The sequence below is a fragment of the Dysgonomonas reticulitermitis genome (assembly GCF_054601275.1).
Genome location: NZ_BAAHWU010000002.1, coordinates 197,924 through 219,028, shown reverse-complemented (window position 1 = coordinate 219,028; position 21,105 = coordinate 197,924). Strand labels below are relative to the sequence as shown.

Annotated in this window: 16 protein-coding genes and 1 pseudogene; 11 read left to right on the top strand and 6 right to left on the bottom strand. The window is 39.6% G+C overall.

Annotation, left to right across the window (positions count from 1 at the left end; all coding sequences use genetic code 11):
* Positions 1-56 precede the first annotated feature (56 nt).
* Entirely contained in the window at positions 57-3,596 is a 3,540-nt protein-coding gene (locus tag ACYPZI_RS01980; RefSeq protein ID WP_459598076.1) for an SNF2-related protein, read from the bottom strand.
* 301 nt (positions 3,597-3,897) lie between these two features.
* Between ACYPZI_RS01980 and ACYPZI_RS01975 the strand changes: the two are divergent.
* Positions 3,898-4,348 (top strand): annotated as a pseudogene (locus ACYPZI_RS01975) (DUF4372 domain-containing protein); the annotation flags it as partial.
* 181 nt (positions 4,349-4,529) lie between these two features.
* Here the strand turns inward: ACYPZI_RS01975 and ACYPZI_RS01970 are convergent.
* The 4 genes from ACYPZI_RS01970 to traN form a co-directional block, all read right to left on the bottom strand.
* Positions 4,530-4,922: a hypothetical protein gene (locus ACYPZI_RS01970; protein WP_459598074.1), complete on the bottom strand. Its 393-nt coding sequence runs from the start codon at positions 4,920-4,922 to the stop codon at positions 4,530-4,532.
* A 135-nt stretch (positions 4,923-5,057) separates the two neighbouring features.
* On the bottom strand, positions 5,058-5,489 hold the full coding sequence (locus tag ACYPZI_RS01965; RefSeq protein WP_459598072.1) for a TraQ conjugal transfer family protein: 432 nt from the start codon (positions 5,487-5,489) through the stop codon (positions 5,058-5,060).
* Positions 5,490-5,515: 26 nt separating this feature from the next.
* On the bottom strand, positions 5,516-6,091 hold the full coding sequence (locus ACYPZI_RS01960) for a conjugal transfer protein TraO (RefSeq protein ID WP_459598070.1): 576 nt from the start codon (positions 6,089-6,091) through the stop codon (positions 5,516-5,518).
* A 3-nt stretch (positions 6,092-6,094) separates the two neighbouring features.
* The gene (gene traN, locus ACYPZI_RS01955; RefSeq protein ID WP_459598068.1) at positions 6,095-7,081 is read right to left on the bottom strand and encodes a conjugative transposon protein TraN; all 987 of its coding nucleotides are present in this window, start codon (positions 7,079-7,081) and stop codon (positions 6,095-6,097) included.
* 462 nt (positions 7,082-7,543) lie between these two features.
* On the opposite strand from traN, the gene ACYPZI_RS01950 reads away from it, so the two are divergent.
* From ACYPZI_RS01950 to ACYPZI_RS01925, 6 genes are all read left to right on the top strand, one after another.
* Complete coding sequence (locus tag ACYPZI_RS01950; RefSeq protein ID WP_459598066.1) at positions 7,544-8,638, top strand: NAD(P)H-dependent flavin oxidoreductase; 1,095 nt, start codon at positions 7,544-7,546, stop codon at positions 8,636-8,638.
* Positions 8,631-9,668, top strand: coding sequence for a GTP pyrophosphokinase (locus ACYPZI_RS01945; RefSeq protein ID WP_459598064.1), 1,038 nt, complete (start codon positions 8,631-8,633; stop codon positions 9,666-9,668). Before ACYPZI_RS01950 ends, ACYPZI_RS01945 begins: the two co-directional genes overlap by 8 nt.
* Before the next feature lie 71 nt (positions 9,669-9,739).
* Positions 9,740-9,979 (top strand): hypothetical protein, encoded by a 240-nt coding sequence (locus ACYPZI_RS01940; protein ID WP_459598062.1) that lies wholly within the window; start codon positions 9,740-9,742, stop codon positions 9,977-9,979.
* Between the two features lie 88 nt (positions 9,980-10,067).
* Positions 10,068-10,514 carry a cold-shock protein gene (locus ACYPZI_RS01935; protein WP_459598060.1) on the top strand — a complete coding sequence of 149 codons (447 nt, stop codon included), beginning with the start codon at positions 10,068-10,070 and terminating at the stop codon, positions 10,512-10,514.
* A gap of 27 nt (positions 10,515-10,541) precedes the next feature.
* Complete coding sequence (locus ACYPZI_RS01930; RefSeq protein WP_459598058.1) at positions 10,542-10,820, top strand: RNA recognition motif domain-containing protein; 279 nt, start codon at positions 10,542-10,544, stop codon at positions 10,818-10,820.
* Positions 10,821-11,355: 535 nt separating this feature from the next.
* The gene (locus ACYPZI_RS01925; RefSeq protein ID WP_459598056.1) at positions 11,356-12,690 is read left to right on the top strand and encodes a KamA family radical SAM protein; all 1,335 of its coding nucleotides are present in this window, start codon (positions 11,356-11,358) and stop codon (positions 12,688-12,690) included.
* A gap of 76 nt (positions 12,691-12,766) precedes the next feature.
* Here ACYPZI_RS01925 and ACYPZI_RS01920 read toward each other — a convergent pair whose 3' ends face one another.
* Complete coding sequence (locus ACYPZI_RS01920) at positions 12,767-15,457, bottom strand: DUF4118 domain-containing protein (RefSeq protein WP_459598054.1); 2,691 nt, start codon at positions 15,455-15,457, stop codon at positions 12,767-12,769.
* 317 nt (positions 15,458-15,774) lie between these two features.
* Here ACYPZI_RS01920 and ACYPZI_RS01915 point away from each other — a divergent pair, with 317 nt between their 5' ends.
* The 4 genes from ACYPZI_RS01915 (at position 15,775) to ACYPZI_RS01900 (ending at position 21,091) form a co-directional block, all read left to right on the top strand.
* On the top strand, positions 15,775-17,448 hold the full coding sequence (locus ACYPZI_RS01915) for an ATP-binding cassette domain-containing protein (RefSeq protein WP_459598052.1): 1,674 nt from the start codon (positions 15,775-15,777) through the stop codon (positions 17,446-17,448).
* Positions 17,441-19,039 (top strand): ATP-binding cassette domain-containing protein, encoded by a 1,599-nt coding sequence (locus tag ACYPZI_RS01910; protein WP_459598050.1) that lies wholly within the window; start codon positions 17,441-17,443, stop codon positions 19,037-19,039. The genes ACYPZI_RS01915 and ACYPZI_RS01910 overlap by 8 nt, the downstream gene beginning before the upstream one ends.
* A gap of 243 nt (positions 19,040-19,282) precedes the next feature.
* Entirely contained in the window at positions 19,283-20,359 is a 1,077-nt protein-coding gene (locus ACYPZI_RS01905) for an NAD(P)H-dependent flavin oxidoreductase (protein ID WP_459598048.1), read from the top strand.
* Complete coding sequence (locus ACYPZI_RS01900; protein WP_459598046.1) at positions 20,360-21,091, top strand: lysophospholipid acyltransferase family protein; 732 nt, start codon at positions 20,360-20,362, stop codon at positions 21,089-21,091.
* The last annotated feature ends 14 nt before the right edge of the window (positions 21,092-21,105 follow it).

Below are 21,105 nucleotides of genomic sequence, written 5' to 3'. Positions count from 1 at the left end.
GTTTAAATAATAAAATATTCGTATAAAATTTAAACAGTTTCTCACTTACAAATGAACTATTTCAATTCGAATAAGTCTCTCAATTCGTTATTATTAAGGTTTCCTATCCAGTTTTCACCCGTAGCCACTGTCATATCAGCCAGCGCTTTTTTGTTCTGTATCATTTCGTTGATTCTCTCTTCGAATGTACCTTTGGTTATAAAGCGATGCACCATTACATTGCTTTTCTGTCCTATACGGTACGCCCTGTCGGTAGCTTGTGCCTCTACCGCCGGGTTCCACCACAAATCGTAGTGAATCACATGATTGGCGGCCGTAAGATTTAACCCCGTTCCGGCAGCTTTTAGCGAAAGAATAAATATCTTATCGACACGATTGTTCTGGAACCTATCAACCATTTCTTTACGTTGCTTCAATGTGCATCCTCCATGATAGAACATCGGTGTTTCGTTGTATCGTTCTTCAATAAATTTTTGAAGCATATTTCCCATCTCTGTAAATTGAGTGAAAATGAGCACCTTCTCTTTCGCCTCTAAGATTGAGTCAAGCTTTTCGAACAATAAATCGACCTTGCCCGATAGGGAAGCATCCAGCACTTTGTTTTTGAGAAATTGTGTGGGGTGATTGCAAATTTGCTTCAGAGCCAATATCATTTGCAGCACAAGCCCTTGTCTGATAAATAATGATTTATGATCTGTCGCGTCCATCCCTTCTATGGTATTCATTGCCTCCTGCAAGGTCTTGTGGTAGAGGCTTGCCTGCTCTTTAACCAAGTATCCGTAGCTGTCGATTTCTATTTTGTCGGGCAAGTCGCCAATTATTGTTTTATCCGATTTGAGTCTGCGCATCATGAACGGACTTGTCACCAATTTGAGTTTATTGGCAGCATCTATGTCATTTTGGTTTTGTATAGGGTTGCCATACACTTCCCGAAACTCAGACAGGTTACCCAGCAGTCCTTTGTTTGCAAAGTCCATTATGCTCCATAACTCGCTAAGGCGGTTTTCGACAGGCGTACCGCTCATAGCTATAAAGGTGTTCGCCCCAATGCTTTTGATGGCTTTACTTTGAGCCGTGTCTTGATTCTTTATATTTTGGGCTTCATCGATGATAATTGCCTGCCATTTCATTTTCTTCAACATGGCAGCATCACTGCGTGCTATGCCATAGGAGGTTAGTAGAACATCGAATTTATCTTTTTTATCTAATTGCCGCCCTATGCCGTGATACAACTGCACATTCATAGATGGTGCAAACTTCTCAAATTCTGCTATCCAGTTAGTCAATAGTCCTGTGGGAGCTACCACCAACGCTTTTTCTTTATCTAACACACCTTCGTCTTTGTATTTCAGGAGAGTTGCTATCACTTGCAAAGTTTTACCTAGTCCCATATCGTCGGCGATTACACAGCCAAAGCCAATTTGCGAATTGCGATACATCCATGCGAAGCCTCGTTGCTGATAAGGACGCAGAGTCGCGTTGAGTCCCGGAGGGAGTGGAACTGAAGGCTGCTCTGTCAGTTCGCGTATAAGTTCTTTAACTTCGTCGCTTAGAGATACTCTTGCCCCATTGTACTCGTTGCTGAGTGCAATACGGAGCATTTCGAGTGGTGAGAGGTTCTTAGTAGAGGAGAAATGTTTGTGTAATTTTTCTAAATCGCCAGGCGATACATAGATATAATTTGCCTTATACTTGATAAGCCCATCACTTTTTTGAACTAACCGGCCAAACTCTTCTTCGTCCATGAGCGTGTCTCCAATGGCTACCTGCCAGTTATAGTCGAGCAGATTATCCAAACGCATAAATCCTTTTTCGTTTTTGGGTTTCGATTTGATGCGTACACTGGCTTTTGGTTTCAATATCTCTTGCAAGGATTTCGGCAACAATATGTTAATATCCAAGAGGTGTAAGGCTGGAATAATTTGTATCAGAAAAGGCGCAAAATCTCTATTGTCAAGAATTATATCCGATTGTCCTTCATTGTTGATATATTCGTCAATATTGGGGATAAAAGAGCTGAGATGTGCCAGCGATTGCAATGCGTCGAAGCGGATTTTCTCATGTTGCTTTTGAGTTAAAATATCTCGCAGGGGGAGTTTTTTGTTAATCCCGTGCTTCTCTATTTCTATATTCAGGCGAAACGAATGGTCATTTAATTCGTCCACAATGATAGCGGGTTTATGATCACTCTGGGCAATATAGTAGCGTTGCAACCAAGAATTGATCCCGCCAGGAAGTGCTTTTTCACCCGGGTCTTGAAACGGATACGTTGAACCATCGAAGAACAAATTCAAAAAAATGTCTTTCGCTTTGTTCTCAGCCAGTAATTCTATCAACGTTGAAAGGAAAGGGGAGATCAGATTGATTGTATAATTTATAGAAATTTCATGATGTGCTGCATCAAGTGTATTTGCCAAAATACGTTGTGTTTGCTCCAATAGTAATTTTACGTCTTTGCTTATGGTAGCCGGCAGCCATCGCACCTGATATATTTTATTTTCGAGTTGTATTATCTGTGGAATAACAGCTCCTGTGGCTATCAGATTTACACTCAGTTGCAAAAGAGTTCGCAATGCTATCACTGAAGATTGGTAATCATCCATCAGATTGGTTGGTATTTGCCACAATGAATCTATCAATTGTTTAAGAGTCAGACCCGAAGCCTTGCTGTCTACTTGTATTTCCACAAGATTGTTTGCATCTATCTGAATCTTCAGCTCAGTATGTTTGCTTAATGCAAAACTTGTGTCTGACGGTTTTCTCTTAGAAAAAAAATTGGATAAAAAATTTTCTAAAGTTGTTTTCCCTTTCAGTACGCGTAGTGCGTTGCGTTCTGCTCTTATCAGCAGGACGGCATATTTGTCCTTAAAATTTCCTCCGTTTTGGTAGAATGCGGGAGAATCTGCCAGTAACTGTATGAGGGAATCGCTGATGGATTGTAGTGATACGTAATTAAGCGACCGATGATCATTATGGACAGCTGTTTGAGATTTTTCGCCAACTGTCGTTTTACTCTTCTTTTCGCTTGCAATACTAAGCAGTTCCTTGAAGGATAGTACTTTGGTGTTTTCGGGTCGAATATAGATATTTTCTTTTTCCAGCTCTGCGATAAGATCCACATTGTGCAACTGAAACACCAGGAAAGGGTTGTTATCTATTTCGGCACTTACTTTATAGACAACAGCGGCCAAATGTTTGCATGGCACAGCCCAGTCGGGGCAATTGCACACCATCTTGAAATCGGTCCATTGTCGAGGAAATACTTTCAGCCCCTTACTTTCGGCTATTGCCAGCACTTCGGGCTCAAGTTCCCTATTTAATAGTTTAGATATGATTACAGGCTTTTTTGCTATACCGCCAATCAGGTCTCTGGTTTCTTTCTCAAAAAAAGGGGGTATCACTATTGTCACGTCATAGGGTCTGGGACGACTTCCTGCCACCTTTGCATGTATCATATTTCCTTCGATAGTTAATTGCTCTACGGCTCCTTTTCTGGCATAGGAACTACCTCTTGGCAAGCGGTTGTCGTAGTCGATATGAGCTAATGAATTGAGCCATTGCTGCCCCCACCATGTTTTTCCGAACTGTTTTGACATATTATAATTTGATTGTGATTTCGTTTCCAAAATTACGTTATATTGATGAATATTCAGGATGTTGTCCTCAAAAATACTGTTTTTTTAGACAATGAATTTCATTCGCCTGTAATCTATCCGACTCCTAAGAATGTAGCCGGATTATTGGGCCGCGGTTTCCATTTTTTTGATTTTACTACATTACTGTCCCATTAAAATCTAAAATAGTTCTTTGAAATATTTGATATTTAGTTAGTTACAGAGGTTTTTCGAGCGAACGAACTTGAATTGGTAGCTTTGCAACAGATTAATCTGATTGCATATGTTCCAAGATAAATATGTTTTCGCTCAATTGACTTCGTTCCTGAATCGAAGTAAGTTCAATCGTATTGTAGCCAAGTATAATGGTGATAAATACGTGAAACACTTCACCTGTTGGAATCAACTGCTTGCTTTGATGTTCGGTCAACTCTCCAATCGTGTAAGTCTGCGAGATCTGGTTGTTGCTCTTGATGCTCACCACTCCAAATGTTATCACTTAGGAAATGGGTAAGAATGTTTCAAAATCATCCTTAGCAAGAGCCAACGGGGATAGAGACTATCACATTTTTGAAGAGTATGCTTACTATTTGGTAAACGAAGCCAGGCAAAAGCGCACTACAGATATCTTCAAACTTGGTGGAAATGTTTATGCTTTCGATTCAACAACCATTGATTTGTGTCTTGCTGTATTTTGGTGGGCAAAATTTCGCAAGATGAAAGGAGGTATTAAGGTGCAACCGTCATTCCCGTTTTTCGGATTTTCAACCGACATAGATAATTAATTTAAAGTTTTTTGAATAACGGATCTCAAAGTAAAAACTTATTTTCCCTTGAACCGCATGGGCAGCCGGGCAAAAATAAACAAATGTATTTTTGCCCGGTACCTGTAAAAGTGCGGTAAGGAAACCCGTATTACCATCTGGTGTTATGATGCACATTCAACCGGGCTATCTTTTCCAGCTTCTTCCAGTAGATACTCCAATATTCATTATCTTTATCCGGCTGGTTCATCGGATTGGTACTGTCGTTATAAAGCCAGAAGCGATGGATATTGCCTTGTTCATCCCTGTTGACAGCGCTCTCGTCATATTCCGTTATTTCCTGGATGAAACGGTTTGTTAAGCCGAAGAATAAAGAGAACAAGGGCAGTTCCCTGCTGTTTCCTTTCAGTGTACGGGCATCTGTCGATGTTTCCGTCGTATTGAAGCCCAACGATTTATACTCCCTGTTGAAAGCCATCCATTCCCCGTTCTCATTACGGGATAGACCATATGGAAGGTTTATTCTAAAAAAATCTGATAACATAATTTTTTAATTTTTGATTTTTAATATATTCTTATTCTATTTCTTCGTTCCACAGTTCTGCATCCGTTTTCGCAGTTGCCAGTGAATAAATTATAAATATCCAATTGAGGATATACGATACGATCATTATTGTCATCATGGCTGTTCCTCCTCCGAATTGTCATTATTAAAACTGAACCGGAGCGTGAAACTATTTCCCTCGCTGTCAAAGAAATATGTGTCAACGTTGCTCTGTTCGTCTGATCCGGAGGTGAAGTACAGCCTGAATGTTTCCCTGTCCAGTTCATAATAATCGTTTGGCAGGAATATGGTTCCATCGTCAAGGCTTAACGTACCCTTGCCATCAGCAAGGAAGTACCGGAGTTTATAGGTTGTATTTTGGTAATACCCGCTACGCTCTATCTGGCACCGGATTTCGGCTGTTTCACCTACTTTGAGTTTTTGGGGCACAGGAAGGTGAGTAACCTTGAATTCATAAGACTGCTTAAGATCAAGATCGCTGCTACAGGCACATGCGATACATGCAATCAGTATCGTGTATATTATATATGATGCTATTTTTCTCATATTTTTTGTTATTAAATTTCTAAGCGCTAATTGATAATGAACTTTACTCCCACGTTGAACTGGAAATGAAAATCAGAAACAGAAGATGACGGCAGGAAACGTTCCCGTGCTCCGACAATTAATACAAGCCTGTCTGTCAGGTAAGTTTCCGATTCAAGCGTGAGAGCACCTCCATATAAGAAATTATCCTCATTCTGTATGGTCGTACCATCCTTCAACAGTTCTTTCCCCCAATTAATCGTTTCGTAACCACCCAGAAGCGATACGCCAAACGATAAGAAGAATGTTTTGGACTTATCGGAAAGGAAATTGAAATAGTGCCCAGCTTCCCCGGTAAACTGTGATACAGGAATATACATATCCCCATACCGATGGTTCTTCTGTAAATATTCCCCTCCGAATACCCATCTGTTGCCGCTCTTGGTATAAGTCGCCAGTGCTGCACCCAGAGAGAATGCCTGCCCATCCTGTCTGCTTAATTTAAAGCCATCGACTGCCCCTGCTGTGACCTGTATGCCTTTCATACCCGGAAGGTAACGTTGGGCATGTGCCTGCCCGAAAAGGGCAAGGCACATTACTGTAATTAATATACTGATTCTCATGGCTTATCTTATTTTTAATTCGTTGATACGTTCGGCTCTGACCAGATCTTCATTTTCTATGACAAAGGACTGGTTTCTGCCTCCGTTTTGTTCATAGAGGTCGAATACGAGCTGCTTTCCGTTAGGTATGGTAATCTTTTCAATAGCCAGTACGGTTCGTTCTACAGCCTGCCCGTTTACACGCGTCACATAGTTATGGGCACGGACCGGGACAGCAAGCGTTTCCTGTACGGCAGTGCGTTTGGCCACTTTCTTATCTACAATCTTCAGGCGGATAAAATCGATATCATAGGGTACATTCGTGGAATTCTTTATCTGGGTATGCAAATACAACATACCGTCATAAGCATAAATACCTTTTAACAGGAATTGGATACCGAATTTTTTGCTGCCGATATGCTTATAAATGCGCTTATCATTGTCATAAATGGACTTCATGATCAGCCTGACCAGTTTAGGAGTTTCTTTACCCAATTCAGTCAGGTAGATATCCAGCGAATTATTCGGACGGTTGACCGCTTCCCCGTCATGGGTAAAGTCTTTGAGTTCGATATTCAGCTTCTGGGGTTCATCGGCATATTTGACGTTGAACGAATAAAAACTTCCTTCATCGGTGACTACCGAGAAATTCGTTTCAGTGGAGAAATCCCGGATTGCTGCTTTCACACGCAGGATATTATCCACTCCGTCCGCTTTTCCGGCTACGATATTGGCAGAACCCAGATCCACATAAACAATCGGGGCGGGGAATATCAGGTGTACGGTCTTGTCAAAAGTGACCTCGATGCCGTGTGGCGGAATCATCCGGTCATACATGATCTTGCGTGTAAGTCCGTAATATAAGTCTCCGCTGGAGGGACTGATTCCCGTTCTGATCCCGTCCGGCTCAGGGATCTCCTGTGCCTGTTTTTCTATTACAGGACTGTTTTCTTCTGTATTCTGTGCAAAAACCGGTATGGATAATACCGAACGCTTACTGTAAACCAACATTCAAAAAGCCTTAGGGCAGTACCAGCAAATAGGCTCGGTCTTTTTCAGCCAGACTACCTCCCTTTTCGTCTCCTTTATTGCCGCCCGTTCGGTTATAGAAGGAGATATGACTTTGGGTATTATGATGCCGAACAATGATGTATAGATGGCTAAACAGTTTGCAGGAAAAAGCGGATTGAGTGGAGTATTCAATCTGGTTGGAGATAATTATCGGGATTCCATTCATAGAGGCCGTTTTGGATAAAATATTGTAAAACAACAAATAAGTCGATTTATTTCCGTATCTTCACACATTGAGCAATCTAGTTTTTATTGTATCTATCTTCACAATGTTTTGCTCCGCGCTGGTTTGCGGATCTTCCCATCGTCAAAATCGACAACAAAATCAACTTTCTTGTTTATGCTATTAATCAGTTACGAGAATGTGTAATGCTTTTGTCGTAACACATTTTTATAAATAAGATGAAATCATTTTTTATAGGGAATCTGGAAGTTAAACTTCCGGTTGTCCAAGGCGGAATGGGTGTAGGAGTGTCTTTATCCGGCTTAGCATCGGCGGTAGCCAATGAGGGAGGTATAGGTGTTATATCATGTGCAGGTTTAGGTCTCATTCATAAAGGTCACGGAAATTTCATAAAGAGTAGTATTTGGGGACTGAAAGAAGAATTGCGTTTAGCCAGAGAAAAGACAAAAGGTATAATTGGCGTCAATATAATGGTAGCCTTATCTAATTTTGCAGATATGGCGCGTACCGCCATCGAAGAAAAAGCAGATATAATATTTGCAGGTGCAGGACTTCCGTTGGATTTACCATCGTATAAAACTGCCGATAGCAAAACTAAATTAGTGCCTATTGTTTCCTCAGCCCGTGCCGCAAAAATAATTTGTGAGAAATGGTATAATAACTACAGTTATTTGCCTGATGCGATAGTTGTAGAAGGCCCGAAAGCAGGAGGGCATTTAGGATTCAAAAAAGAGCAAATTGATGATAACCTGTATTCTCTGGAACAAATAATTCCAGAAGTTATAAAAACGGTAGCTTCATACGAAGAAATAAAAACGATCTCGGTTATTGCAGCAGGAGGGATATCCTCAGGAGGAGATATGTATCGTTTTATAGAAATGGGTGCATCAGCTGTACAAATGGGAACAATATTTGTTACTACAGACGAATGCGATGTTTCAGAAGCCTTCAAGCAGATCTATCTTACAGCTAAAGAAGACGACTTAATGATAATCAACAGTCCGGTAGGAATGCCGGGGCGTGCCATTAAAGGAGAATTTCTCAAACGTGTTGCCGAAGGATTAGAAGTTCCTAAGACCTGTCCTGTACATTGTATAAAAACCTGTGACTATACCAAGAGCCCCTATTGTATAATGAAGGCATTATTCAATGCGGCGAAAGGCGATATGAAAAAAGGGTATGCTTTTGCCGGAATAAATGCTCACCTGGCTCAGAAAATAAGTAGCGTTAAAGAAGTTGTGTGCAAATTGAAAGAAGAATTTGCTCTAGCCGAAAAAGTAGCATTATCAGCAATAGTTCTATCTCATGGATGATAATTTGATAGAAGAAACCGTCAAAAGATACATCAGGGAATATGATCGTTATAAAAAGCTGGCCGATATAGTTTTTGATATATGCCAGATCATAGTCGAAAAGAATCTGACGGTCAGGGCTACTGTTCAACACCGGGTAAAAAGCCCGACAAGCCTTGCCGAGAAACTAAGGAAAAGCATAAAATATGAATCAGTAAACAGTGTTTTTGAAGGAATTAGTGACCTTGCCGGCGTTCGTATTATAACTTATCAGGAAACAGACAGACCGAAAGTTGTAGAGGAAATTCTACGCATTTTCATAGGAAAGGGTAATGATAAAATCAGGATTGAACTTAAAGATAGAAATGGAAATGATGGTAAATATTATAAAGCGACTCACTGTCAGGTAGCTTTACCTTCCGAATATCTGACAGACAATTTCAATTTAAAAAATACAACATGCGAAATTCAGGTTTGCAGCCTGTTGTCGCATGTATATAATGAAATTGAACATGACTTGCAATATAAGCCACGAACAGGAAATTTATCGAAAGATGAAAAGATTTTGATCGATCAGTTAGGACTCATAACAAAATCGGGAGATATAACTATTCGACGGTTATTGGAAGCCACAAACGAAAGGTTGAAACTTCAGGAAGGAGAGTTCATCGATGTACATGATTTTGCCGTGAGGATGGGAGAACTTCTGAATCTTGGGGAACTATTTGCGAATAATGCGGGGCTGTTATATGATGAGTTTTTAAATCTGAAACTGGATTCTCCTGAAATAATCATTTCAGAGCTTCTCGATAAAGATGAAACACTGATTGCTGTCGCAAAATATGAATATGATAAACTGACGAAGTATATGGCACGTAAAAATATAAATATAACAATAGATCAAAATTCTTCTGATTTATTACTGTTGGTATTATTGAGAAAGAAGGTTATCACTATACTCAAAGATTATCCGGCTATAACAGAGAATGACCGGTCATCCCGGTTATTCCGGATTGCTAAAATATATAAGGATATGGTTTCTGAAAAATAGATGAAAAGATAACATTGAACAACTCTTTCGTATTTGTAAAAATAGAAAAGACAGATTAAAACAAAACAAAAATGGTAGCAAAACAAAGTTCTTCCCTAAATAGAAAAGAAGGCGAAATAACCCGTTCTGAAAGAACTTCGGCAACACAACAAGCCGAGTCGGTGTTGAAAAATGCAAAGGAGCGTGCCGGAAATGTTATTCATGTCGCAATTAGTGACAGGACTACAATTGAACTCCCGGCTCATTTATCACAGGAAGAGATAGATGCCCGCGTGGAGAAATATATAAAGTTGCATAAATCGAAGATATAAGAACCTGTCCTGAATATTTGCGGGGCGAATAGGATCAAGTCAGAAAAAACATACCCTTTAATCCAAAATAAAGATTTTAAGAATAAATATGGCGAGTACATTTAATAAAAAAGAAATAGAAAAAAAGAAGCAACAAAAAAGAAAAGAGAAACAGCAAAAACGGGAAGAAAGAAAAAATAATCCAGCCGATTCTTTTGAGGATATGATTGCTTATGTAGATGAAAACGGAGTTATAACCAGTACTCCTCCCGATCTCACGAATAAACGAAAAATCAAGATCGAAAGTATAGCTGTTTCTACACCCAGAAAAGAAGATATGGAAGATCCCATATTGAGTGGGCGTGTAGAATATTTTAATCACGATAAAGGATATGGTTTTATAAAACATACAGGAAGTACGGATAAATATTTTTTCCATGTGAGCGGTGCTCCGGCTTCTATTACAGAAGGAAATATGGTGACATTCGAATTGGAACGTGGTCAAAAAGGCATGAATGCCGTAAGAATTACTGTTGCCAATAAGGACGGCCAGTAATCAATAATAATTAATTTAAGAAAAAGAATGAACATTTATGTATCAAATCTAAACTTTAGCACAACAAGCGAGAGTTTACAGAAATTATTTGCAGCGTATGGTGAAGTTGAATCTGCAAAGATTATCACAGACAGGGAAAGCGGAAGATCTCGCGGATTCGGTTTTGTAGAAATGCCAAATGATACCGAAGGGCAAAATGCCATATCGGAATTACATGACACCGATTTTGAAGGAAAGACTATTGGCGTAAGCGTAGCACGTCCAAAGACCGAAAGCAGCGGCGGATATAATAGAAATCGCTATTAATCAAATAGTTTAGTTAACGGGTAGGAGACTTTTCTTACCCGTTTCCTGTTTTTGTAATCGGTATCCCGATTATTTTTTGTCTATTTATGTGAATCAGTAGTTGAAACGTTCGGTTATTTTTATCTATATAATCATTCATAGTAATATCTTTTATTCTTTAGCTCATTACTTCCGCGTCCTGTCGGGCTTGTCCTTCATTTTGCCTTGATGCAAAACGAAGCAAAAAATCCCGGCCTCGTCGTGCGTCAGCCGCGCCGTTAACTTCAAGTACGGGGCACCCACAGGACGAAAAAGGCGTTAAAAACAAAAACGTGTTTGAGCTTATCCGCTGATTCGTATACTACAAAACCCGGAGCGAGTTTTTTTGTTTAGCCTTTTTACATTACAGGAATAACTTTAACTGCTGATTGGCATTATTTACTGATTATGAATATTCAGCTGATGCCTTCCGTACGCTCGAAAACAACATAAAACAAATTCAATATGCCTGTACTTGGGTTATAAGTGAGTGCAGCTTAATAATTTAACTATAAACATGAATGAATCCCGTAATCAATTAAAAACGTACACATTACACAATTATCAATCTATACCTCAAATGGTTGGTATCCCTAAAGAGTTTGTCAGGGATATTGAAATCGTAGGAAGAGTATTACCGTTCAAAACCAATAATTATGTAATAGATGAACTGATAGATTGGGATAATATCGAAACAGATCCGATATTTACACTAAACTTTCCAAGAAAAGGCATGCTTGATAAAAAGCATTATGCGATGATTGAAAAATTATTGGATGGAAATGCCGAAAGATCCTTTCTTGACGAGAAGATACAAGAGATACGTATGTCGCTGAATCCCAATCCGGCAGGACAGGAGCATAATGTGCCATCTTTAGGAGAGATAAAATTGAAAGGTATCCAACACAAATATCCTGAAACGGTATTGTTCTTTCCCAGCCAGGGACAAACCTGTCATGCCTATTGCACCTTTTGTTTCCGGTGGCCTCAATTCTCAGGAATGAGTGGATTAAAATTTGCAATGAAAGAAGCGGACTTGTTGCTTAAGTACCTGCGGGTTCATAAAGAGGTGACAGATGTTCTCTTTACAGGTGGAGATCCGATGGTTATGAATGCAGCCATTCTCAGTAGTTACATCAAACCCTTGTTAACTTCCGATTTTGATCATATCCGTTCCATTCGTATCGGGACAAAGTCATTAGCCTACTGGCCATACAGATATCTGACCGATACCGATAGTGATGATGTTATTCGTTTATTTGAAGAAATTAACAAATCGGGGAAGAACTTATCGATTCAAGCACACTTTAATCATCCCAGAGAGTTATCTACCGGGGCTGTCGAGCAAGCCATTATGCGTATACGTAGTACCGGAGCGCAAATACGGACTCAGTCTCCACTGCTAAAGCATATCAATGATAAGCCTGAAATATGGGCTCAGATGTGGCGTAAACAAGTCGATTTGGGCTGTATCCCTTATTATATGTTTATAGCACGGGATACCGGGTCGAAGCAATACTTTGAACTTCCTCTGGAAAGATGCTGGAATATCTTCCGTAGGGCATATCAGCAGGTGAGCGGTCTATGCAGGACAGTAAGAGGACCGAGTATGAGTGATCATGCCGGAAAGATACAGGTGTTGGGTGTACAGGAAATCAAAGGCAAAAAGATATTTATACTTCGTTTTATTCAAGGACGTAATCCCAAGTGGGTCGATATTCCTTTTTTTGCCGAATATGATCCCAAAGCAACTTGGTTCAATCAGCTTAAACCGGCATTCGGTGAAGAAAAATTCTTCTTTGAAGAAGACCGTTATAAACTTATAGACACGAAACCTTTCTTGTTTGAATAACAAATAAAATTACAGGAAAAGATACAAATTTGATAATATTGTCGACAATTTTACTTGTTTAAATATACAACAATTGTCACGTTCTCCTGTAAGTGCTAGATGTATTTATGTAAGATATTTCTGTAGGTATTTTTATAGTGAAGCGCACACCTCCATTTTGCCTGTTTTCGACACTAATTGTTCCTTTATGGGCCTTCACAAATCCCTTAGTTATATATAAACCTAATCCTAAGCCTCCCGTAGTTTGGCTTCCTGCCCTATAGAATTTATTAAAGACTACAGGTAGGGCATCGGGAGGAAACCCTGGTCCACGATCCATTTCCTGTAAAATTAAATACCCGTTATCGTAAAAAGATTTCAGCTGGATTGTAGTTCCCGGATCAGAATACTTGCACGAATTGTAAATCAGATTATACAATACCTGTTCTATTAATCCGGAATCGAGTTTAACTAACGGCATTGTCTGAGGGACAACAGTATCCAGGCGGTAAGGTTTTAATTCGTTATGTAAATTATCCGTTACCCGGTTAAATAGGTTATTGATGTCGCACCAATCGATATGCAGGGCGATTTTCCCTCTTTCGAGCCGGTATATATTCAGTAAGTTCTCTACTAATCGGTTTAGCTTGCCTGATGCTGTTAATATTTCGGTATATAATTCATTTTTGGCTTTTTCGGGATACGAACCGGCTAAAAGAGTGTCTGATGTTTCCATAATTGTTGCAATAGGAATCTTCAGTTCGTGAGTGATGGAATTAAACAGTGTTTTGTATAACTTGTCCGATTCATCAAGCAAATTAGTTTTCTTTGCCTGTTGGGCAAAAGAATGGTGTTCCAGAGTATTCGATATCTGCGTCAGGAATGTATCCCAGAATAGTTGGGTTTCTCCGTTGAACTTTTTATTGGGCTTTATTACAACAATGCCGGGCTTGGTTTTAATCCCTTTTAGTGGGTAGAAAGAATATTCGCTTAATGACAATGTATTGGTAAATTTTCCTGCTTTTTTTGAATTTTTGAAAACCCATTGTGCAATACTATATTCCGATTCGCCAAAATCCCCTGGTTTGGGCATCAGTTGTTTCTTTGTTAATTTTCCGTTCCCATCCTGAAGCAGAAAATAGGATTCGACATTAAAATATTTGCTTATATCCTCTGTCGCCACTTCTATTATTTTCTTGGTATTTTCAGCCCTTGCCAATTGATTTGTCAGATGGAATAAAGCGTTTGTTTTCTCTTCTCTTTTTCGGGTCAGCCTTTCCTGCTTACGAACCTTGGATGTCAGAGTTCCTGTTACCAAAGCTACAACAAAGAACATACTGAATGCAAGCAAATCCTCGGGTTCGGTTATCTTTAATGTATATTGTGGCGGGATAAAGACGAAGTCCCATGCCAGAGCGCTTACAGCTGAAGCGACCATAACAGGTCCCAAGCGGAAAAACATAGAAAGGATAAGGACTGCAAATAGTAGAATAAATGAGATGGATTGATAACCCGTTTTACTCAAAATAGGTAAGCAGAACAAAACAGTTATTAGTACAGCCAGAATTGCATAAATGTAGTGCTTGTAGGATGATGAAAAGTCGGGATAAGAGACCAATTTTCTTTTATATTGTTTTGCTTCGAATCCGGGTTCTATAACATAAATATCAATCTCACCGCTTTCTTTCAGCAGGCGGGTGACAAAATTATCCCGCGAAAACAGAGATGAAAGGAAGCTTTGCTTACCCGACTTACCTATAATTATATGCGATATATTCTCTCTTCTGGCAACGTCCAATGTCGTCGAAACAAGATCGTCTCCGGAACTTATTATCACTTCGGCGCCAAATGTACGTGCCAGATCGATATTCTTAGCAAGTTGTTCTTGCTGCGTTTCATCCAATACCTGTGTGTTTTCTACATGGAGGGCAACGAGGTCAGCACCCATTGTATAAGATAAATTTTTTGCCCAGCGTATCAGTTTTGCCGATGATGTACTTGGTCCCACAAGAACAAGCAGGTGCAATCCCGATTTCCATGGTCCTTCTATCTGCTTTTGCTGCATATAGGATTTCAGCTGTTTATCGACCCTGTCGGCGACAAGACGGAGCGACATTTCGCGCAACGCGGTTATATTTCCTTTCCTGAAAAAATTTTGTACAGCTTCTTTCGATTGTGACAGAGCATATACTTTACCTTCTGCTAAACGGTCAAGAAGGACATTCGGAGTAATATCTATTAACTCTACATCGTCTGCTAATTCAAATATTTCATCGGGAATAGTCTCTCCCACAGTGATACCGGTTATTTGGGCAATAGTATCGTTTCGGCTCTCCAGCTGCTGTATATTTACAGTAGTATATACGTTGATCCCATTATCCAACAATTCTTGCACATCCTGATAACGTTTGGCATGGCGGCTCCCCATGACATTGGTATGAGCAAGTTCGTCTACCAAGACAAGATAAGGATGCCTTAATATAATAGCATCCGGATCCATTTCTTCAAGGCTTGTACCTCTGTATTCTATTTTTCTTCGGGGGATAACCTCAAGCCCTTCCAATAAAGCATTTGTTTCAGGACGGTCGTGGGATTCCACATAACCGACCACTATATCTACCCCTTTCGACAAATCCTGATGTGCCGTTTGTAGCATTGAATAGGTTTTGCCGACTCCGGAAGACATACCGAAGAAAATTTTCAGTTTTCCTCGCTTTCTGATTTCTTCTTCCTGATTTATCGAAGTCAAAAGCTTATCAGGATCGGGACGATTATCTTCTGTTTTCATTTCAATTTTTCTTATCCAAGTAATCTAAAATATTTACTGTCGCATGTCATCCTGACCGTAGGGAAGGATCTTGACCCCAAAAAGAGACACGAGATGCTTCGTTCCTCAGCATGACTCAAATACGACAATAAATCTTATCAATTACTCAACTCCAAATTTAGTATAAAAATATTTACTCTTGTATTCAAAATACCGAATTGAGGTAATTTAGTCTGGTTGTCTACTAAAATTGATTATTCCCTTGCATAAATAATTATCTTTGTAAGCAATAAAACAAAAACTGCTCAATTTATTTAATACTCTCTCATTTTCATGCAATGGAAATCCCCAATAATGTACAATCAATAAGCTCAAATCAGGAAAGTGCTTCCCGGTGGTTGGGTAAAAAGATGGCTGAAGCAAAGAATGCATACATCCCGGCTGCGATATTTACCATTTTAAGTGCAGGATGTTTCATCGTTTTTTGCTGGTATTTGTCAGGCTTCGCGGCTTCGTGGCTTAACGAAGGATTAGTTTTACTCAATGTATTGTTGTATGCGACGATATTTCTAACGGGCAGATATATCTTTGCTCATTTTGCGTCGTTGTTCAATTACAAAGCCGGGAATATTATTGTGTCAGGGATCAAAAGAAAGCTTTATCCGATATTACTTAGCAACAGCCGGGAAGACTCCGTCTCTAGTACTTTATTCGTTACCAGGGTAAGTGATGACCTGAAACCATTTTATGCTTTTTTTATTCCATATGCTATGGCATCGGTCTTGGTCAGTCTGATGATCTTGGTGGTTAGTTTTTGGATGGAAAAGTGGGTTGGTATAGTGCTGTTGATTTCGTTGCTGGTCATTCCTTTGCAGATGATTGTTATTGGTGTGGGCGCTGAGGCGCTTCACAAGAAACACATCAATCTTTTCGTGAAATATTCGGCAGTTTTCTATAACCGCCTCCAGACCATTGCTGAAATCGTTAATTTAGACAACTTCAAACCGCAATACCTGTTTTTGTCTAAAAAAAGCAGGGAATTAAACAAGGCGACTACCAATGTGATGAGGGTTGCGATTCTGTCATCGGCAGTGTTGGAACTTTTTGTCACGATCTGTATCGCGGCTATTGCTATTTATTTAGGAATGAGCCTTCTTGGAATTATGGTAGGACCTAATTACGGAAAAGGTTATGATTTTCGTATTGCACTGTTCTTGCTTACTCTTTCACCTTATTTTTTCTTTTATCTGCGGAAATTTGTGAGTGCCTACCATGACCGGAACAGAGCTTTGGCGTCGGCAAAATTACTGATGCCCATACTGAATGAAGATATCGACGCAGATTCGACCGGTGCAAACGAAGACCTTAGCACTTTTGAAATTAATGGTTTGAACTTTGCTTATCCCGGTTCACCGGTGAAAGTCCTGCACAATATAAATCTGAAATTCCCTGCAAGAGGCCTGGTGCTGGTTAAAGGTATTTCGGGCTCGGGAAAATCCACTTTGCTTAAAATTTGTGCCGGAAGCCTGTCTGTACAAGATAATATGATTTCGGTAAACAGGGAAGGTAATAAATGGTCGCGCCAATGGCTGAAAGCGAATTCATCGTACATGAACCAGTTCCCTTTCATTTTTGACGGAACATTGCGATACAATGTTTTTCTTGAAAAAGAAGCTGATCGGGGTGAACAATATCCTGAGTTTTTGGATAAGATCCTGGCCAAAAAGGAGGATGGTTGGCAAGCAGGATTGAGTCACAACGGTAAACAACTTTCAGGTGGAGAAAAACAATTAGTTACGCTTGCGCGCATGATGCTACATCCGAGACCGGTAGCAATTTTAGACGAGCCCACCGCGAATCTGGATACCGGTACTGTAGAAATTATTCTTCCGCAAATTATAAAATTGGCTGAAGATAGATTGGTTATTATTGCCTCACATGAGAAAATATTCGATACTGTCGCTGATATAACCGTAAACTTAAATTGGGGAGAACAAATGAGTTATGAATAAATTTATCGTAAAAAACATATTACAACCCTTAACAGGCAGATGGTTACGGGGTATTTCTCTGTTGTTGTTATGGACAGTGGCATTCATTGGCCTTCCTGCTATTTCTGGATGGTTTTTGGCAATTTGTAGTGTTGTGTTTGTTACTGCAAATTCTTTGTTTTCATATTTGATACCATCCGCTATCATCCGTTTATTCGCGATACTGCGTACAGTTACACGGTATTTCGAGCGGTTAGAGAATCACAAAACCACACTCGAAGCCCAGCAAAGCCTGCAATTGAAAATATTTCAATCAGTTGCCGGATTCCCTTATTTTAAAAAGCAGGTCAATAACAATTCGGCGTTGCTCGAAAACAGCACATATGGTATAGACCAGATATTGAACCATATTCTATTATGGCTCTTGCCGTTCACAGCATTGATACTTTCACTCAGTATCTATTTTTTCTTTCTGATTGTATTCTCACAGGTCATAGCCGTCGAATTTTTAATTTCGTCTGCTATTCTCCTGTTTATTGTGCCGCAATTAATTTTTCAAAAAAATAAAAAACTTTACGAAGAACTAAAAGTTTGCCGTGAAGAGAATAATCATGCGCTCATCCAAAGTTTCAGAGGCCGGATAGAAATTTCGAAATACGATCTGACGGGGAAAGCCATTGTCCAGTATGAGCAGAAATTGTTAGAGATCGAACGATTGGAAAACAAACTGCAAGCTAATTCATTTTGGTTGCAGCTGATAGCCGGACTCGGATTTAGTTATATTGCCATATTCTTGCTTTGGAATTCAGGTAATTACGAGATAGATACTCCGACAGCAATTGGACTATTTTTCGGTATCATGGCGCAAGCCGAATTGTCAGAAATGCTTTTCTCCGGAAAATCGGAAAAAAGTTCGGTGACACATCAGATTAGAGATATTGACGCGATTATTAAGCAAGGAGAAAAACCTGTTGAAACAGTTGAAGTTCATTCTTGTCTGGAAAACCTGAGTTTAAAGAATATATCTGCTAAAGTTCCCGAAACATCTGTGCGTACTAACGAAGTATCGTTAGAGATAAAGAAAGGGGACTGGATTGCGCTCTTTGGGGAAACAGGAAAGGGGAAAACCACTTTGTTGAACAGTCTTTTTTATCCGGAGTACCGATTGGATGGTTCATTTATATGGAATGGCAATACGGAATTGCCGCATTTGCCTGTACCTGAATGTATTTACGTTTCTCAAAAGGCTTATTTGCTGACAGGAACGCTGCGTGAAAACTTTGAGGGATACCCTGATGAAGCGATAGAGCAAGTATTGGATACAGTCGATTTGGCAAGTTGGCGTTTGTCACTTCCCGACGGTTTAGCGAGTTGGTTAGGTGAAAACGGTGAAACCTTGAGCGGCGGTCAGCGGAAGAAATTACTGTTGGCACAAGCGCTGCTAAAAAAACCGCAACTATTAGTTGTCGATGAACCTACAGCCGGCATCAGTTCCGAAAATGCAATTGCTATTTTTCAAAACATCAGACGTCAATATCCCGATATAACTATTCTGATGGCTACCCACTTGAAAGATTTTGAACGTGAGGTTGATAAAGTAGTAAGGATTTAATTATAAATTATTCTGTTTCTAACAAAATGTTGTAATACGGACTATAAATCAATTTGTTTTCGTACCTTTGTGCTTTAAACAATTGAGTTTGTATTGTATCTTTCTTCACAATGTTTCGTTTCGCCATTACATAGCGAATCTTCCCATCGTCAAAATCGACATCAAAATTAACTTTCTTGTTTATATTATATTAACAAGTCGCGAAAGTGTGTATCACAATATCGTGACACATTTTGCAATTTGATGAAATCATTTTTTATAGGTAATCTGGAAGTAAAACTTCCGGTAATTCAAGGGGGAATGGGCGTAGGTGTTTCTTTGTCCGGACTGGCTTCTGCCGTAGCCAATGAAGGCGGCATCGGAGTAATATCATGTGCCGGACTAGGTTTAATTTATCACAAGTCTCCGGGTGATTATTTATCCAAATGTATCATAGGCCTGAAAGAAGAAATAAAAAAAGCGAAGGAAAAGAGCAAGGGCATAATCGGCGTGAACATAATGGTTGCCCTGAGCAATTATGCAGATATGGTAAAAACATCGATAGCCGAAAAAGCCGATGTTATTTTTGCCGGAGCAGGACTTCCTTTCGATTTGCCTTCATACCTGACTAAGGATAGCCAAACAAAGCTTGTCCCTATCGTATCATCATCACGGGCAGCTAAAGTAATATGCGATAAGTGGAAAAACAATTATGGCTACTTACCTGATGCTATCGTTGTAGAAGGTCCTAAAGCCGGAGGACATTTGGGCTTTAAACTTAATCAGCTCGAAGATGAGCATTATTCTCTCGAACAACTTATCCCCGAAGTTGTAAGTATAGCTGATTTATACAGAGACGAAAAGAGTATACCGGTAATTGCGGCCGGAGGAATTTCGTCGGGAAAGGATATGCTCCGTTTTATCGAGATGGGAGCTTCCGGTGTACAAATGGGTACCATGTTTGTTACTACTACCGAATGTGATGCTTCCGATCGATTTAAAAATGTTTTTATTAATGCAAAGCAAGAAGACGTGAGGATTATACAGAGCCCTGTCGGAATGCCGGGAAGAGCTATCGACGGTGAATTTATTCAGAGTGTGGAAAAAGGTTTGGAAAGACCTAAAGCTTGTCCTTTTCATTGCATAAAGACCTGTGACTATACAAAAAGCCCTTATTGCATAGTTCAGGCGCTTTATCAGGCTGCCAGAGGTAATATGAAGAAAGGTTACGCTTTCACGGGAATCAATGTCCATTTGTCTCAGAAGATATCGAGCGTAAAAGAAGTGATCTCTAATCTGAAAGCTGAATTTTTGAATGCTAAACTCGGAGGAGGGCTGTAAATGCAAAAATTGGTAGCATATCCTCTTTCCATTATATATTATCTGTTATTTGGAAGCACCTTGGTTGTCTTTCATGTAATTCAGTGGCTATGCTTTAATCTATTTGGCTATAAGGCTCATAAAATAAGCGTAGATGTCTTATGCTTCTTTTTGGTGCTAAATACTTATGTTTTAGGCACGAGATATAAAATAAGGAATTTAAATAAGCTTCCGGTAGGGGTTCCCTTGATTATTGCGGCGAATCACCAAAGCTTGTATGATATTACAACTATTGGCTGGTTTATGCGGAAGGTACATCCTAAATTTATCAGTAAAGTTGAGCTGGGTAAAGGGATTCCCAGTATTTCATACAACCTGAATCACGGAGGTTCGGTACTTATCGACCGAAAAGACCCGAAACAATCTTTATCGGCCATAAAGGAAATAGCTCAATATGTTGAGACTCACAAACGCTCGGTAGTAATATTTCCCGAAGGTACAAGGAGTAAAACCGGAAAGCCAAAGCCATTTGCCGAAAATGGACTGAAGATACTTTGCAAGTATGCCCCATCAGCTTATATGGTTCCTGTGTCGATCAACAATTCATGGAAAATGACAAAATGGGGTTCTTTTCCTTTGGGTATAGGTAACAAGCTCGAATTTATAATTCATGATCCTATTCCCGTAAACAGCATGCCTTTTTCTGAAATCTTTGAAAAAACAGAACAGGCTGTAATTCAGGCTATCAATTGATAGCTAAATAGAAA

What these genes read in the sequence shown, in the direction of transcription:
- ACYPZI_RS01945 (WP_459598064.1), top strand. Translation starts at nt 8,631, where the DNA reads ATGGATGATAATTTGATAGAAGAAACCGTCAAAAGATACATCAGGGAA.
- ACYPZI_RS01970 (WP_459598074.1), bottom strand. Translation starts at nt 4,922, where the DNA reads ATGTTATCAGATTTTTTTAGAATAAACCTTCCATATGGTCTATCCCGT.
- ACYPZI_RS01950 (WP_459598066.1), top strand. Translation starts at nt 7,544, where the DNA reads ATGAAATCATTTTTTATAGGGAATCTGGAAGTTAAACTTCCGGTTGTC.
- ACYPZI_RS01900 (WP_459598046.1), top strand. Translation starts at nt 20,360, where the DNA reads ATGCAAAAATTGGTAGCATATCCTCTTTCCATTATATATTATCTGTTA.
- ACYPZI_RS01920 (WP_459598054.1), bottom strand. Translation starts at nt 15,457, where the DNA reads ATGAAAACAGAAGATAATCGTCCCGATCCTGATAAGCTTTTGACTTCG.
- ACYPZI_RS01980 (WP_459598076.1), bottom strand. Translation starts at nt 3,596, where the DNA reads ATGTCAAAACAGTTCGGAAAAACATGGTGGGGGCAGCAATGGCTCAAT.
- ACYPZI_RS01940 (WP_459598062.1), top strand. Translation starts at nt 9,740, where the DNA reads ATGGTAGCAAAACAAAGTTCTTCCCTAAATAGAAAAGAAGGCGAAATA.
- ACYPZI_RS01915 (WP_459598052.1), top strand. Translation starts at nt 15,775, where the DNA reads ATGGAAATCCCCAATAATGTACAATCAATAAGCTCAAATCAGGAAAGT.
- ACYPZI_RS01965 (WP_459598072.1), bottom strand. Translation starts at nt 5,489, where the DNA reads ATGAGAAAAATAGCATCATATATAATATACACGATACTGATTGCATGT.
- ACYPZI_RS01930 (WP_459598058.1), top strand. Translation starts at nt 10,542, where the DNA reads ATGAACATTTATGTATCAAATCTAAACTTTAGCACAACAAGCGAGAGT.
- ACYPZI_RS01935 (WP_459598060.1), top strand. Translation starts at nt 10,068, where the DNA reads ATGGCGAGTACATTTAATAAAAAAGAAATAGAAAAAAAGAAGCAACAA.
- ACYPZI_RS01905 (WP_459598048.1), top strand. Translation starts at nt 19,283, where the DNA reads ATGAAATCATTTTTTATAGGTAATCTGGAAGTAAAACTTCCGGTAATT.
- ACYPZI_RS01960 (WP_459598070.1), bottom strand. Translation starts at nt 6,091, where the DNA reads ATGAGAATCAGTATATTAATTACAGTAATGTGCCTTGCCCTTTTCGGG.
- traN (WP_459598068.1), bottom strand. Translation starts at nt 7,081, where the DNA reads ATGTTGGTTTACAGTAAGCGTTCGGTATTATCCATACCGGTTTTTGCA.
- ACYPZI_RS01925 (WP_459598056.1), top strand. Translation starts at nt 11,356, where the DNA reads ATGAATGAATCCCGTAATCAATTAAAAACGTACACATTACACAATTAT.
- ACYPZI_RS01910 (WP_459598050.1), top strand. Translation starts at nt 17,441, where the DNA reads ATGAATAAATTTATCGTAAAAAACATATTACAACCCTTAACAGGCAGA.